Source organism: Bordetella muralis, from assembly GCF_965139205.1.
Classification (GTDB): domain Bacteria; phylum Pseudomonadota; class Gammaproteobacteria; order Burkholderiales; family Burkholderiaceae_B; genus Bordetella_A; species Bordetella_A muralis.
The window spans coordinates 107,993-121,668 of record NZ_CBCSIU010000018.1 but is presented as its reverse complement, the minus strand read 5'-3'; the positions used below and the strand labels follow the sequence as shown (position 1 = coordinate 121,668).

Below are 13,676 nucleotides of genomic sequence, written 5' to 3'. Positions count from 1 at the left end.
CCCATGCATAGCGTTCGTGATTGGCATGCGAAGGCTGTGGCATCGGGGATGAACAGAAGATTTCTCGAGCGACGGTTTCTCGTAGACAAGCACACCAACCTCTGACAATCCAATCCAGACGGCATCCGATATCACCACGATAACCCGACCATGCTCCCCGATTGATTTACGGCGCAGGATTAGGGTGCTGTGTGTGAATCGCATCGATGGCTTTGAGGACGTCGTCGGACAGCGTCACATCAACGCTGTCGATGTTTTCCTTGAGCTGCTCGAGTGTCGTCGCACCGATCAGATTGCTGGCGACAGAGCGTTGCTGGTTCACCCAGGCCAGCGCCAGATGCGTGGGCGACAGGCCGTGATCACGCGCCAGCTTCACGTATTGCTCGGTCGCTGCTTCGGCCTGCGGATTGCTGTAGCGCGTAAAACGCGTGAACAGTGTGAGCCGGGCGCCTTCGGGCTGCGCGCCATTCAGGTATTTGCCTGAGAGCACGCCCATTGCCAACGGTGAATAGGCCAGCAGGCTGACTTGTTCCAGATGACTGAATTCGGACAGGCCGGTTTCGTAGGTGCGATTGAGCAGGCTGTATGGGTTCTGAATCGTGGCGATGCGAGGCAAGCCCTGGTTCTCGGCATGCTTTAGAAACTGTGCGACGCCCCACGGCGTTTCGTTCGATACGCCGATGTGACGGACTTTGCCCGCGCGTACGAAATCCTGCAGGACTTCCAGTGTTTCTTGAACCGGCACAGTGTAATCGTCGTCGATCCACGGATAGTCGCGGCCGAACGTCGCCGTCGTGCGATCAGGCCAGTGCAGTTGATACAGATCCAGATAGTCCGTCTGCAGGCGTTTCAGGCTGGCGTCCAGGGCCTCGGTCAGGTTCTTGCGATCCAGGTTGGTCTTGCCGTTGCGGATGTGTCCGGGGCGTTTCGGATCGCGCACCGGCCCCGCCGCCTTGCTGGCTAATACGATGTCCTGACGGCGTTTCGTTTTGGCCAGCCACGTGCCGATATAGGTTTCAGTGCGGCCCTGGGTTTCGGGCTTGGGCGGCACGGGATACATCTCGGCGGTGTCTACGAGATTGACGCCGCGCGATAGCGCGTAGTCCAGTTGTTCGTGCGCTTCGGCTTCGCTGTTTTGCTCGCCCCAGGTCATGGTGCCCAGGCCAATCAGGCTGACTTCGGTATCGGTACGGCCAAGTTTGCGATATTTCAAGAGAGGGCTCCGGGTGAGGAAGGGAAACGCGTTGATGTTACTCCTCAGAGCTGAATGAGTGATTAAATAGGAGGGCATGGGCAAATGCTCTCCGGCAGGGGTTACGCGCGTGGCGTGACGGAAAGGCCCTTACATCGATCGATGCGCGTTGCCGCGTTGTGCCGGCCAGCACATTTCAGGAGTAGGAATGAAACCTCGCGTGAGCTTTATCACTTTGGGCGTGGACGATCTGGATCGTGCGATACAGTTTTATCGCGATGGTCTGGGACTCGAGACGCCGGGCATTATCGGCACGGAATTCGAACACGGCGCCGTCGCGTTTTTTGATATGCAGCCCGGTCTGAAATTGGCGCTATGGCCTCGTGCCAGCCTGGCGCACGACACGCAGGTTCCACAGGGACCTCGCAGCGCGACAGAGTTTTCGTTGGCCCATAACGTTGCCGACAAGGCCGAAGTCGACCTGGTCATGCAGCAGGCCCGCGAGGCGGGTGCTCAGATCGTCAAGGCCGCAGGTGATACGTTTTGGGGCGGATATGCAGGCTATTTTCAAGACCCGGATGGCCATCTGTGGGAAGTCGTCTGGAATCCGGAGTTCCTGCCACAGGACTGAACCGGTTTTGCTGCTATAACTGCCCCACGAGCAACCCGCAGGAGCATGGCTATGTGCCGCTGGATGGCGTATTCCGGTAATCCCTTGCAGCTGGATCTGGTGATTTTCAAGGCGCAGCATTCGCTGATCGATCAGAGCCTGCATTCGCGTCTGGGGGCGACCACGACGAACGGGGATGGCTTTGGCGTGGGTTGGTATGGCCCCGATCCCGACGAGGCGCCATTTCGCTATCGCAGTATTCACCCGGCCTGGAACGATCGCAATCTGCGCGAGGCCGCGCGGGCGATCAGGGCACCCTTATTTGTCGCGCATATTCGTGCCGCAACAGATACGCCCGCACAAGAAACCAACTGTCATCCATTTCGCCATGACCGTTGGCTGTTTGTGCACAATGGATCGATCAGGGATTATCCCGTGTTGCGGCGCGAGCTGCTGATGCAGGTGGACCCGCGCTACTTTCTTTCGTTGGAGGGATCGACGGATTCCGAGGTCATGTTCTTGCTGGCGTTGACGTTCGGTCTGGAAACCGACCCGCTGCCCGCGTTGGAACGCATGGCTGCCACGGTGGAAGACGCCGGCCACCGGCACGGTGTGGCGCATCCTTTGAACATGACCATCTGCGCGCTGGACGGAGAGCGCCTGATCGCCGTGCGTTATTCGAGCGAGGCCAACTCTCGCACGCTGTTTCACAACAACGATGTGCGTCATCTGAAACAGCTCTATCCCGACGAGCCTCGCATCGCTGCATTAGGGGACGACACCTACATGTTGCTGTCCGAGCCTTTGACCGAACTGCCCGGCGTCTGGCAGGAAGTCCCCGAGGCTACGGCCATCATCGCGCACAAAGGGGACGTGCAGTATTTCCCCTTTGTGCCGGGAGGCTTGTAGGCGTCAGCCTGTAGCGCGTGTTCGAGTCAGTGGCAGATCAGGATGCAGGCTTGCACTGCCCATCCGCAGAAAATGCCGCGCGCATGGCCTCCTGGATCTGCTCAGGGGACAGATCCTGTTTATGCGTTGCCATAGACCAGCGGTGTCCAACTGGATCGGTGAGCTGTCCATAGCGATCCCCCCAGAACATATCCGTCGCCGGCATGGTGATTTTTGCGCCAGCGGCTTCGGCTTGCGCCATGGCGGCATCGACGTCTTCGACATAGATATGCAGATACACCGGCGAGTCCTTCAGCCCTTTGGGGCTCATGGCGCCGCACTCGGAAAACGCATCGGCCAGCATGATTTTGGAGTCTCCGATTTGCACCATCGCGTGCATGATCCTGCCGTCGGGGCTTGGCAGGCGGGCCAGTTCGACCGCATTGAAAGCCTTGACGTAAAAGGCGATGGCTTCGGCTGCCCCCTCGCAAATCAGGTGAGGGGTCACGGTATGCATGTCTTCGGGAATGGGTTTGACAGTGGCCATGGCGGGCTCCTGAAAGGTGCCCCTGCCGGACTGGCAGGGTTCTATCCCTACGACGAATGATAGACATCCAGATCGACAAACTGCGTGACTTTTTTTCAACAGCCGCTGGTGAGGCCGAGCAGCGGGGCTGGCGGCCTATAACCCCCGGATGTATTTCCCAGGGGCCAGGGCCGCGGCTTGAGGGCTGGGCGTGAGCGTCGCGTTAATCGACACTGGCGCCTGATTTTTTGACCACTTCCGCCCAGCGCGGGATTTCCGTCGCCATCAGATCGCGCAGGGCTTCCGGGGTGCTGCCTACCAGTTCCATCCCCATCGTTTTACCCAGTTTCTCCTGGACATCGGGTTCTTTCAGAATGGCGGCGATTTCCTGGGACAGGCGGTCGACGATAGGCTTTGGCGTGCCTTTGGGGGCGTACACCGCCTGCCATGATGCCATCTGGAATCCTTTTACCCCGGCTTCTTCCATGGTGGGCGTATCAGGGGCCAGCGCGATGCGTTTGGGTGTAGTCACGGCCAGCAGTTTGAGTTTGCCGTTCTGCAGCAAGGGCAGGGCGGCCGTCATCTGGTCGAACATGAAAGTCACCGCGCCTGAGGACACATCCACCATGGCGGGTGGGGTGCCCTTATAGGGCACATGGGTGAGAGGTACGTCGATCGTGTCTGCGAACAGTTCACCGGCCAAATGGGTCGATGTGCCCTGTCCGGACGAGGCAAAGGTCCGCTTGGTCGGATCGCGTTTGAGCAGCGCGATCAGGTCTGCAACGGAATCCACACCCAGGTTGGGATCCACCAGCAACACGTTGGGCAACGTGGCGACCAGCGATACCGGCTCGAAGTCTTTGACCGGATCGTAGCGCAGGTTCTTGTACAGGCTGGCGTTGATGGCGTGCGTGCTGATGGTGCCGCCGAACAGGGTGTAACCGTCGGGAATGGCCTTGGCGACATAGCTCGCACCGATACCGCCTGCCGCACCGGGTTTGTTTTCCACGACCACGTTCTGTTTCAAGCGTTCGGCCAGTTTCTGCGCCAAGAGGCGGCCCACCACATCAGTGGAGCCGCCTACGGTAAAGGGCACGACATACGAAATCGGTTTCTCGGTCGGCCAATCCGCGGCTTGCGTGGGCAGCCCACAAGTTGCCAGGGCGGCCGCGGCCAGTGTCAGCACCAGATGACGGCGTCGGATGAGGTTCATGGTTGGTTGTCTCCGTATGGTTTGATGGGGCGAGCGTGCGTGCCGCCGAGGGAACGGCAGGCACTGGCCGAGTGTTCGGCGGGGATACTGCGTGCTTACGAGGTCAGTGCTGCTGCTTGTCGCTGCCTGTGCCGGGTCCCTTGGGAATACGGGACGGGCGTGGCGTGAGGCTTTTATTGTTACTGCTGCGGACAGGGCATCGACGGGGCCTTGCTGCGGCCTGCTGGTCGTCATCGCAATCTCGACAATCAGCAGGCCAATGACGGGTTTTAACGTCCGTTTTTCGCGCGCCAGGCGGCGAATTGTTCGCGGGTTTGCGGATCGGTGGGCGGGTACAGGCCCAGGATGCTGCGGCCGCCTTGGACTTCGCTGGTGACGAAGTCCTCGAACGCCGTCATTTCATGGGCTTCCCGGGCGATGTCGTCGGCGATGTCCGCAGGGATGATGACCACCCCTTCGCCGTCACCGACCACGATGTCACCGGGGAACACGGCCACGTCGCCGCAGCCGATCGGCGCATTGATATCCAGGGCTTGGTGCAGCGTCAGGTTCGTCGGGGCGGAAGGACGGTTGTGATAGGCCGGGATCTCCAGATTGGCGATCTCCGGCGAATCGCGGAAACCGCCATCGGTCACGACACCGGCCACGCCGCGTTTCATCAGGCGCGTCACCAGGATAGAGCCTGCCGAGGCGGCGCGCGCGTCTTTGCGGCTATCGATCACCATCACTGCGCCTTCGGGGCAGGTTTCCACGGCCACGCGTTGCGGATGGCCGCGGTCTTCAAATACTTTGATGGTGTTCAGGTCTTCGCGCGCGGGGATGTAGCGCAGCGTGAAGGCCGGGCCGACCATGTTGGGCAGCGTTGGGTTCAAGGGACGCACGTCCTGGATGAATTGATTGCGCAGGCCGCGCTTGAAAAGTGCGGTGCACAAGGTGGCGGTGCTGACGCCCTGCAGGATGCTGCGGGTGGTATCGGATAGGGTGGTCATTGATGTCTCTATAGTTATCAGGTCAGGCTTATAAGGTAGGGCGCGAGAGCTGTGAGGCCGTTGCGATGGAACCGACAGACCTCAACAGCAGGCGCAGGCAAAATCAGAAAATACTGGGCTCGGGCACCGGTTCGCCAAAGCTCGTTTCCAGGAAATCAAAATCGCAGCCTTCATTGGCTTGCAGGATGTGCTTGGAATACATCCAGCCGTAGCCACGCTCGTAGCGTTTGGGCGGGGGTGTCCAGGCTGCACGGCGAGCCGCCATTTCCTCATCGCTGATGTTCAAATGAATCGTGCGGTTCGGCACGTCCACTGTGATCAGGTCGCCTGTGCGCACCAGGGCCAACGGACCGCCGATGTAGGATTCCGGCGCCGCATGCAGAATACACGCGCCATAGCTGGTGCCGCTCATGCGGGCATCGGACAGACGCAGCATGTCGCGCACGCCCTGTTTGACGAGCTTGGTCGGGATCGGCAGCATGCCCCATTCCGGCATGCCCGGGCCGCCTTGCGGGCCGGCGTTGCGCAGGATCATGATGTGGTCGGCGGTAACGTCCAGATTCTCGTCGTCCACGGCGGCCTTCATGCTGGGGTAGTCGTCGAATACCAAGGCCGGGCCCGTGTGCTGCAGGAATTGCGGGGCGCAGGCGCTGGGCTTGATCACGCAGCCATCGGGGGCCAGATTGCCTTTCAGGACGGCGAGCGCGCCTTCGTCATAGATGGCGTTATCCAGCGGGCGAATCACGTCGTCGTTATAGACGCCGGCACCTTCCAGGTTTTCACCCAGCGTGCGGCCAGAGACCGTCATGGCGGACAGATCCAGATGGTCTTTGGCCAGTCGCGTCATCAGGCCGGGCAGGCCGCCAGCGTAGTAGAAGTCTTCCATCAAATATTTGTCGCCGCTGGGACGGATGTTGGCGATCACCGGGACCTTGCGGCTGGCGGCGTCAAAATCGTCCAGGCCTACCGCGCAGCCTGCGCGGCGCGACATGGCGACCAAGTGCACGATCGCGTTGGTCGAGCACCCCATGGCCATGGCCACGTTGATGGCGTTCTTGAATGACGCCACCGACAGGATTTTCTGCGGAGTCTGGTCTTCCCAAACCATTTCCACCACGCGGCGGCCGCACTCGGCGGACATGCGCATGTGGTTCACGTCGGCGGCGGGGATCGACGAGGCGCCGGGCAAGGTCATGCCGATCGATTCGGCAATCGCCGTCATCGTGCTGGCCGTGCCCATGGTCATGCAGGTACCGTAGCTGCGCGCGATACCGCCCTCGACCTCGGTCCAATCCTCTTTGGTGATGTTGCCGGCACGGCGTTCATCCCACAGTTTCCAGGCATCGGAACCGGAGCCCAGGATCTTGCCTTTCCAGTTGCCGCGCAGCATCGGGCCGGCCGGCAGATAGACACAGGGCAGGTTGGCGCTGAAGGCGCCCATCAGCAGGCCAGGGGTGGATTTATCGCAGCCGCCCATCAGCACGGCGCCGTCTACCGGGTGGCTGCGCAGCAGTTCCTCGGTTTCCATCGCCAGAAAATTGCGATACAGCATGGTGGTCGGCTTGACGAACGATTCCGATACGGAAATCGCCGGCAGCTCGACCGGGAAGCCACCCGCCTGAAAAATGCCGCGCTTGACGTCGTCGACGCGCTGCTTGAAATGGCTGTGACAGGGGTTCAGGTCCGACCAGGTATTGACGATGGCGATGATCGGGCGACCGGCCCAATCCTGCGGGCCATAGCCCATCTGCATCATGCGCGAGCGGTGACCGAACGAGCGCAGATCATCGTGCGCCATCCAGCGCGCACTGCGCAGGTCTTCGTAAGAGCGGGTCATGAGTGGAGTCTCCCTTGCTGTTTGGGCGATTAAAACACTAATATATTAGTGCGTCAATGAATCCCCTGGCCGGTACAATCCGGCCATCTTTCCCTTTTTTCGCCTATGACCCAATCGTCAACGCCGCCCATCGATCTGCGCCTGGACCGTTCCCGCCATGCGGCGCCGCAGGTGTTCGAAAAGCTGCGCGAACTCATTGTGTCGATGGAGCTAAAGCCGGGCGCACCGCTGGCGCGCGTCGAACTGGCAGAGGCGTTCGGGCTGAGTCAGACGCCGATTCGTGATGCGCTCAGTCAATTGCGCGATGAGGGGCTGGTGGATATTTATCCGCAGCACACCACCGCCGTCAGCCGTATCGACATTGCCGCCGCCCGGCAGGCCCATTTCTTACGGCTGTCCCTGGAGCTGGAGATCGTACGTGTCCTCGCGAGCCGCGAGGATCCTGCGTTGATCGAGCAACTGCAGGCCCACATCGACGTCCAGCATGCCAATCGTGTCGCTGAACGATATCCCGCTTTCATGGCCGCTGACCAGGCGTTTCATCAGGATATGCACCGCGCCGCCGGCGTAGGGGCTTTGTGGGAACTGGAGCAACGCTATAGCGGCCACGTCGATCGCCTGCGCCGCCTGCATCTGCCCGAGGCCGGTAAAGCCGACCGCATCCTGCGCGATCATCAACGCATACTGGACGCCATTGCCCAACAGGATGTCACTGGCGCGCAGGCGGCACTGCGCGAGCATCTGTCAGGAACGCTGAGCCAGATCGACGATATCTGCGCACGCTATCCGGATTATGTGACGGTGAGGTAGCGGCCGTGGGCTGCGGCACGATCGCGACGCTGTCAGTCTGATTTTCTGGTGTTTAGCAGCTCGTTGCCACATTTGTGATGGAGTGTTGCTTTGCCAACAGTACGGCTGTTGGCGTAATTGACAACAAGACATCACAACTTATCATTGATTTCAAGTCTGTGGATGATGACGGGGCTATTATTCAAATCGTAGTTTGGCAGGTACCTCGTCCTGTCGCGCCCTGTCTGCATACAGTCAAGTACAGGCTCGTTTACATCGCCAATAATGAACGAGTCATTGGATTTGATAATGAACGCGGTAAGGGCGACCATTGCCACTCATGCGGCCGAGAAATTCCTTATGAGTTTGTGAGTATTGATCAGTTGGTCGAGGATTTTCTTGCACATGTCGAACGCTACAAGAATGAGAGGCACTATGGTCCGTAAACTAACTATCACCATCGACTCGGATTGGAAGGCCGCGTTGCGCGGCGCTGCTGCCCAGGCCAAAGCTGGGATCCGGGAAAAGCGTTATCAAGGGGAAGTGTTGAACTTTGAGAGCGCGGGTGCATTCTTTTCTCATTTAACAGAGAGACGGTGGGCATTGATTACGGAGTTGTTGGGTGAGGGAGTGGTCGGTGTACGTGAGTTGGCGCGCCGTCTAGGGCGAGACGTAAAGCGTGTGCATGAGGATGCAAGTGCTCTTGTCGCGCTCGGATTGTTAGAACGTACGGAGCTAGGGGCCTTGTTTTGTCCTTACGTTGATATCCATGTGGATATGCATTTAATGCGGCGAGCAGCGTAATTCTGCTGGATGCTGTGTCGCTGTTATGGTCTAAATTTATCCATTCTGTGTCTGTTTCGGCGTAAACCGCTCCCATATACTGTTCCGCATCAATCAGACGAGAAATTGCATGCGCTACCGTTACGTTACCACCGATGTTTTTACCAGCCAGGCCTATTGCGGCAATCCTCTGGCGGTCGTGTTGGACGCCGAGGGCCTCAGTACCGAGCAAATGCAGATCATTGCTCGGGAATTCAATTATTCAGAGACCAGTTTTGTCCTGCCGCCAAAGGATCCCGCGAATACGGCGTGGGTCAGGATTTTCACGCCTGATAGAGAAATGCCGTTTGCCGGGCATCCAAACATTGGCACAGCGGTGGTCCTGGCTCGCGAGCTGGCTATCGCCGGCCAGGTTGTGCCGGACGAATTCGTGTTTGAGGAAATCGCAGGGTTGGTGCGGATTTCGCTCGCGCGCAGCGAGCAGGGCATTGATGGAGCAGAGCTCTTGGCGCCGCAACCTTTATCGCTGGGCAGCAAGGTGCCGGTCGAATCTGTGGCACGTGCGTTGAGGCTGAATGTCTCGGATATCGAAGTGTCCGAGCACGCTCCTCAGGTGGCGTCGGTGGGAGCGCCTTTCTTGATCGCTCAGCTTGCCAGCCGTGATGCGTTGCGCCGCATCGTGCCGGATGCGAACGAGTATGCGGCCTTGTTGCCTTTGGATGGCGCCAAGTCCATTTATGCCTACACTACGGACACCGCTGCGGATACGATTGATAGTCCCACAGATATACAGGCGCGTATGTTCACCGGCCGCATGACGGAAGACCCCGCCACGGGCAGCGCGACCGTTGCAGCAACGGCATTGCGGGCATCATTGCGTGGCGATGGCACATTGCGATTGCGCGTGGGACAAGGGGTGGATATGGGGCGCGCGAGTTTATTGCTCGCGCGTGCCGAGCACCGTTCTGATGGGATATGGGCGAATGTTGCGGGGCAGGCGGTGGTAGTGATGGAGGGCAGTCTGCTCCCGCCACTGGTTCCGTGAGGCGTTTTCCTGTCAGGTCCGCTGCTTGATCGAAAGCCCAATTTTTCGGCTGGCCGCAGTTTGTAGAATGGACGCCATCGCGCTCAACGCCATCAGTTATTGTGGTTTAACGCCCGCTTTTTTCGCGATGTCGCGCCATTTGGCTGTGTCCGCGCGAACGGTCTCGGCCAGGGCTGCCGGGCCCGTTCCCGAGGCCGTGATGCCTTGGCGCAGCAACAGTTTCTTCATTTGGGGCTCTTGGATCGTTTCATCAAAAGCCTTTGCGATGCGGGCCTGCAGCGCCGGATCCATGTTGGCTGGCGCGAATAGCGCAAACCAAATCATGGCTTCAAAACCAGGAATCCTGGCTTCTTGTACCGTCGGCACGTCGGGCAGTAATGGCGATCGTTCCGTCGATGTCACTGCCAAGGCCTTCAGGCGGCCGGCTTTGACAGGCTCCAACGAAGTCATGACGACGTCGAGCATCATGTCGACGTGTCCACCCAATACGTCAATCAATGCTGGTCCCGATCCGCGATAGGAGATGTGATTCATCTTCAGTCCGGCCTCTGCCGCGAAGTAGGCGCCACCCAGATGACTGGACGATCCTGTGCCGGCCGACGCATAGGAAACTTGTTCCGGCCGGGATTTGGCCAGCTTGATGAAGTCATTCAGCGTGTTCACTCCTAATTGAGGGTTAACCACTATGACATCGGGAATGGTGCCTATTGTCGTGATTGGTGTGAAACCCTTGACGATGTCGTAGGGCAGATTGGCGGTGACGCTGGGTGCGATCGCGTGGCTGGTGACAGTGCCAAGCAATAGGGTGTAGCCGTCTGCGGGTTGGCGATTGACGTACGAGGTACCGATCACGCCCGACGCACCGGCGCGGTTTTCCACGATGATGTGCCCACCGGTTTTCTTGCTGACGGCGTCGGCCAGCTGCCGCGCGACCAGATCGGTGGATCCTCCGTTGGCATAAGGCACAATGAGCTGTACAGGTTTGCTGCCAGGCCAGGCATCCTCTGCATTTGCGGCCGGGATGGTGCACAGCGCCGGGACAGCGCAAACCAGGAAACAGGCAAGCGTTTTTTTGACAGACAACATGATTTCCCCTGAGTTTTGTGTCTCCCTCCTGCGTGGGGGGAGTATGTTTAAATAGTAGGGACGATGCCCTAGAGCGTCGACAGGGTGAAACTTATAAGCCTATAAAGCGCACGCTATGAAAGCCGCCGATTTAAATCTCCTGGTGCATTTCGATGCACTGATGACGTGCAGCAGCGTGTCTCAAGCAGGGGAGTTGCTGGGCATTAGTCAACCCGCGATGAGTTCGGCGTTGAGCCGGTTGCGCTATCTGTTTGGCGATCCATTGCTGCAGCGCCAAGGCAATCGTTGGATGCCCACGCCGCGCGCGCTGGAACTGCATCGTAATTTTCAGCCGTTGCTGCAGGCATGGCGTCGCAGCATCTCGCGCGAGACGGCCTTTGATCCGGCCTCGACACAACGTGTGTTTACCCTTTGTGCCAGCGATTATTTGCAGTTGGCAGTGTTCCCGAAGATCTTGTCCGCCGTACAAGACGAAGGGCCAGGCATAGGCCTGCGTTGTTTGCCGCCGAAGTTGGGAGGCGCGCTGGAGATGCTCGCCGAGAATTACGTCGAGCTTTATATCGGCCACTATCCCGACCCGCCCGACAATCTACGGGCGCGTTTTCTGTTCGAAGAGGCATGCACCTGCGTCGTGCGCAAAGGGCATCCCGCGCTGACCCGTGCCTGGAATCTGGACTCCTATCTCCAATACAGCCACGTCAATGCCTCAGGGTATGCGAACTACTTCAATGCGCAGGTCGATGCCGCATTGCGTGCCATAGGCCTGCAACGTAGCGTGGCAGTACTCTTGAGCAGCTATATGGCTACGCCATTTGTGGTGGCGCAGACCGATATGATTGCCACCTTGCCATTGAGCGTGGCCAGTCAGTTAAAGGCAGCAGCAGGCATCGAATTATTGCCAGCACCCTTGCCGCTGCCACCCTTGAGTGTGTCGCTTTATTGGCATGAGCGCTATCAGAACGATGATGCTCATGCCTGGCTGAGGCAACGGATGGGTCAGGCTTTCGATGCCAGCGCCCGATCCACGAGATCGCCGTAGATTTTCCGGGCTGCGGCCAAGGATACGCGCTCATCGTGCAGGTCGTCGGCCAATGCGGTTGCCGCGCGGTCTTTGGGGTTGCCAAAACCTCCAGCACCAGAGGTTTCGAGGCACACGCTTTCTCCGCTTGCCATACGCAGGCCGGCGGTTTTCGAGGACATGATTTCCTCGCTGCCGTCGGTACGCTTGTAAACCAGGCGTGCTTGCCTGCCGTCACCGCCGCCCAGCACGCCGCTCGCACGGCCCACGACGTGGTTATCTGAACGTGCCGAGAAAATGATGCCATCGGCGAGCGCCCGTATCTCGCGAGCTACCGCCATACCTCCACGCTGACGGCCGGCGCCGCCGGAATCGGACACGAGCGCATAGCGTTCGACGCGCAAGGGGTACTCGTTTTCCAGCGCCTCCACGGGCAGGTTCGAGGAGTTGGTCATGTGGACATGAACACCGTCCATGCCGTCCATGTCGTCGCGAGCGCCAGACCCGCCAGCGACGGTTTCCAAATAAACGAAATCTCCCGGACGGCTGGCCAGACGGCCAGAGAATACGATCGCAGGACACACGTCATTGCCCGATGCCATGATGCGTGATTGGGGCAGCGCCTCGCGGAATGCGCCGAAAATCGCACCAGCGACTTTTTGTGCAGTCAGAGAGCGTGCGCCTACAGCTGCCGGGGCCTGCGGATTGACGATGGAACCTGTCGGCGCCACGATTTCCAGCGGCTCGAACAGCCCGGAGTTCGCGGCGAGTTCGGGGTCCAGCAAGGCTTTGACGGCATAGTAGACGCAGGCCTTCAGCGCGCTTTCCGGCAAATTCATCGCACCGCGTGCCTGAGCCCCAGATCCTGAGAAATCGAAGCGCAGGCGGCCCTCCAGCACGGTGACTGCGACCTGTAACCGTACTGGATCGCCTCCACCCAGGCCGTCATCGTCCATCATGTGAGCAAAGGAATACGTGCCCGGATTCAGTTCGGAAATGCGGCGCTCCAGGCGCGAGCGAGTGTATTGAATCAAGTCCTCCACGGCAGTCAATGCACGCTCCAACCCCATTTGCGTGAGCAGCCCTTGCACCGCTGTGGCACCGCGTTGATTGGTGGCGACCTGGACTTTCAGATCCAGCCAGCGTTCTTCCGGATCGCGGGTATTGCTGCAGATCAGCCGCAACAGGTCTTCCTGGATGACACCGTCACGTGCGATGCGCACCACAGGAATACGAATCCCTTCTTCGAAGACTGTGCGCAGGCTGCCTGCGATGGAGCCCGGTACTGATCCGCCCACATCGGCATGATGGCCGACGTTGGCCGTGAAAAATACGAGCTGTCCCTCATGAAAAACAGGCGTGACGATATTGATATCGGGCAGGTGGCTGCCGCCGGCCAGATAGGGATCGTTGCTGATAAACGCATCGCCCGGTTTGATCTGTGCAATGGGATATTGATCCAGCACTGCCCGCATGGCTCCGTTGAGGGAGCCCAGATGCAAAGGAATTTGGGTCCCTTGGGCAACCAGCCTGCCCGTGGCGTCGAACAGTGCCACAGAGCAGTCTTTGCGCTCTTTGATGTTGGTCGAGAACGACGAACGCACGAGCGTATTGTTCATGTCCTCAGTGATGGAAAGCAGGCGGTTGATGAAGACCTCCATTTCGATGGGGTCTCGCAAAGCAGGCGTTTGAGTCGTCAT

Annotated in this window: 14 protein-coding genes; 7 read left to right on the top strand and 7 right to left on the bottom strand. The window is 59.3% G+C overall.

From position 1 onward, the window contains the following. Nucleotides 1-166: 166 nt before the first annotated feature. The gene (locus ACNA0I_RS21310) at nucleotides 167-1,213 is read right to left on the bottom strand and encodes an NADP(H)-dependent aldo-keto reductase (RefSeq protein ID WP_415808026.1); all 1,047 of its coding nucleotides are present in this window, start codon (nucleotides 1,211-1,213) and stop codon (nucleotides 167-169) included. A gap of 187 nt (nucleotides 1,214-1,400) precedes the next feature. On the opposite strand from ACNA0I_RS21310, the gene ACNA0I_RS21305 reads away from it, so the two are divergent. Both ACNA0I_RS21305 and ACNA0I_RS21300 read left to right on the top strand, forming a co-directional pair. Beyond that, nucleotides 1,401-1,823: a VOC family protein gene (locus tag ACNA0I_RS21305; protein WP_415808025.1), complete on the top strand. Its 423-nt coding sequence runs from the start codon at nucleotides 1,401-1,403 to the stop codon at nucleotides 1,821-1,823. A 51-nt stretch (nucleotides 1,824-1,874) separates the two neighbouring features. Next, entirely contained in the window at nucleotides 1,875-2,711 is an 837-nt protein-coding gene (locus ACNA0I_RS21300; protein WP_415808024.1) for a class II glutamine amidotransferase, read from the top strand. A 37-nt stretch (nucleotides 2,712-2,748) separates the two neighbouring features. Here ACNA0I_RS21300 and ACNA0I_RS21295 read toward each other — a convergent pair whose 3' ends face one another. The 4 genes from ACNA0I_RS21295 to araD form a co-directional block, all read right to left on the bottom strand. Continuing rightward, nucleotides 2,749-3,237: a VOC family protein gene (locus tag ACNA0I_RS21295; RefSeq protein WP_415808023.1), complete on the bottom strand. Its 489-nt coding sequence runs from the start codon at nucleotides 3,235-3,237 to the stop codon at nucleotides 2,749-2,751. Nucleotides 3,238-3,439: 202 nt separating this feature from the next. Continuing rightward, nucleotides 3,440-4,429 carry a Bug family tripartite tricarboxylate transporter substrate binding protein gene (locus ACNA0I_RS21290; RefSeq protein WP_415808022.1) on the bottom strand — a complete coding sequence of 330 codons (990 nt, stop codon included), beginning with the start codon at nucleotides 4,427-4,429 and terminating at the stop codon, nucleotides 3,440-3,442. Between the two features lie 269 nt (nucleotides 4,430-4,698). Continuing rightward, nucleotides 4,699-5,418, bottom strand: a complete 720-nt coding sequence (locus ACNA0I_RS21285; protein WP_415808021.1) for a ribonuclease activity regulator RraA — start codon at nucleotides 5,416-5,418, stop codon at nucleotides 4,699-4,701. Nucleotides 5,419-5,521: 103 nt separating this feature from the next. Beyond that, the gene (gene araD, locus ACNA0I_RS21280) at nucleotides 5,522-7,255 is read right to left on the bottom strand and encodes an L-arabinonate dehydratase (RefSeq protein WP_415808020.1); all 1,734 of its coding nucleotides are present in this window, start codon (nucleotides 7,253-7,255) and stop codon (nucleotides 5,522-5,524) included. A 105-nt stretch (nucleotides 7,256-7,360) separates the two neighbouring features. Between araD and ACNA0I_RS21275 the strand changes: the two genes are divergently transcribed. From ACNA0I_RS21275 to ACNA0I_RS21260, 4 genes are all read left to right on the top strand, one after another. Then, the gene (locus ACNA0I_RS21275; protein WP_415808019.1) at nucleotides 7,361-8,065 is read left to right on the top strand and encodes a GntR family transcriptional regulator; all 705 of its coding nucleotides are present in this window, start codon (nucleotides 7,361-7,363) and stop codon (nucleotides 8,063-8,065) included. A gap of 77 nt (nucleotides 8,066-8,142) precedes the next feature. After that, the gene (locus ACNA0I_RS21270; protein WP_415808034.1) at nucleotides 8,143-8,490 is read left to right on the top strand and encodes a toxin-antitoxin system TumE family protein; all 348 of its coding nucleotides are present in this window, start codon (nucleotides 8,143-8,145) and stop codon (nucleotides 8,488-8,490) included. Further along, on the top strand, nucleotides 8,480-8,848 hold the full coding sequence (locus ACNA0I_RS21265) for an HVO_A0114 family putative DNA-binding protein (protein WP_415808018.1): 369 nt from the start codon (nucleotides 8,480-8,482) through the stop codon (nucleotides 8,846-8,848). Before ACNA0I_RS21270 ends, ACNA0I_RS21265 begins: the two co-directional genes overlap by 11 nt. A gap of 109 nt (nucleotides 8,849-8,957) precedes the next feature. Beyond that, nucleotides 8,958-9,872, top strand: coding sequence for a PhzF family phenazine biosynthesis protein (locus tag ACNA0I_RS21260; protein ID WP_415808017.1), 915 nt, complete (start codon nucleotides 8,958-8,960; stop codon nucleotides 9,870-9,872). A gap of 96 nt (nucleotides 9,873-9,968) precedes the next feature. Here ACNA0I_RS21260 and ACNA0I_RS21255 read toward each other — a convergent pair whose 3' ends face one another. Then, nucleotides 9,969-10,958, bottom strand: coding sequence for a Bug family tripartite tricarboxylate transporter substrate binding protein (locus tag ACNA0I_RS21255; protein WP_415808016.1), 990 nt, complete (start codon nucleotides 10,956-10,958; stop codon nucleotides 9,969-9,971). Nucleotides 10,959-11,073: 115 nt separating this feature from the next. On the opposite strand from ACNA0I_RS21255, the gene ACNA0I_RS21250 reads away from it, so the two are divergent. Beyond that, nucleotides 11,074-11,997, top strand: a complete 924-nt coding sequence (locus tag ACNA0I_RS21250) for a LysR family transcriptional regulator (protein WP_415808015.1) — start codon at nucleotides 11,074-11,076, stop codon at nucleotides 11,995-11,997. Here the strand turns inward: ACNA0I_RS21250 and ACNA0I_RS21245 are convergent. Continuing rightward, nucleotides 11,955-13,676: a hydantoinase B/oxoprolinase family protein gene (locus tag ACNA0I_RS21245; protein ID WP_415808014.1), complete on the bottom strand. Its 1,722-nt coding sequence runs from the start codon at nucleotides 13,674-13,676 to the stop codon at nucleotides 11,955-11,957. The two genes, ACNA0I_RS21250 and ACNA0I_RS21245, sit on opposite strands and share 43 nt — an antisense overlap.

Bases quoted from the DNA above. Each gene is read 5' to 3' on its own strand.
- ACNA0I_RS21265 (WP_415808018.1), top strand. From the start codon at position 8,480: ATGGTCCGTAAACTAACTATCACCATCGACTCGGATTGGAAGGCCGCG.
- ACNA0I_RS21275 (WP_415808019.1), top strand. From the start codon at position 7,361: ATGACCCAATCGTCAACGCCGCCCATCGATCTGCGCCTGGACCGTTCC.
- ACNA0I_RS21260 (WP_415808017.1), top strand. From the start codon at position 8,958: ATGCGCTACCGTTACGTTACCACCGATGTTTTTACCAGCCAGGCCTAT.
- ACNA0I_RS21250 (WP_415808015.1), top strand. From the start codon at position 11,074: ATGAAAGCCGCCGATTTAAATCTCCTGGTGCATTTCGATGCACTGATG.
- ACNA0I_RS21270 (WP_415808034.1), top strand. From the start codon at position 8,143: ATGGAGTGTTGCTTTGCCAACAGTACGGCTGTTGGCGTAATTGACAAC.
- ACNA0I_RS21255 (WP_415808016.1), bottom strand. From the start codon at position 10,958: ATGTTGTCTGTCAAAAAAACGCTTGCCTGTTTCCTGGTTTGCGCTGTC.
- ACNA0I_RS21300 (WP_415808024.1), top strand. From the start codon at position 1,875: ATGTGCCGCTGGATGGCGTATTCCGGTAATCCCTTGCAGCTGGATCTG.
- ACNA0I_RS21285 (WP_415808021.1), bottom strand. From the start codon at position 5,418: ATGACCACCCTATCCGATACCACCCGCAGCATCCTGCAGGGCGTCAGC.
- araD (WP_415808020.1), bottom strand. From the start codon at position 7,255: ATGACCCGCTCTTACGAAGACCTGCGCAGTGCGCGCTGGATGGCGCAC.
- ACNA0I_RS21295 (WP_415808023.1), bottom strand. From the start codon at position 3,237: ATGGCCACTGTCAAACCCATTCCCGAAGACATGCATACCGTGACCCCT.
- ACNA0I_RS21290 (WP_415808022.1), bottom strand. From the start codon at position 4,429: ATGAACCTCATCCGACGCCGTCATCTGGTGCTGACACTGGCCGCGGCC.
- ACNA0I_RS21245 (WP_415808014.1), bottom strand. From the start codon at position 13,676: ATGACGACTCAAACGCCTGCTTTGCGAGACCCCATCGAAATGGAGGTC.
- ACNA0I_RS21305 (WP_415808025.1), top strand. From the start codon at position 1,401: ATGAAACCTCGCGTGAGCTTTATCACTTTGGGCGTGGACGATCTGGAT.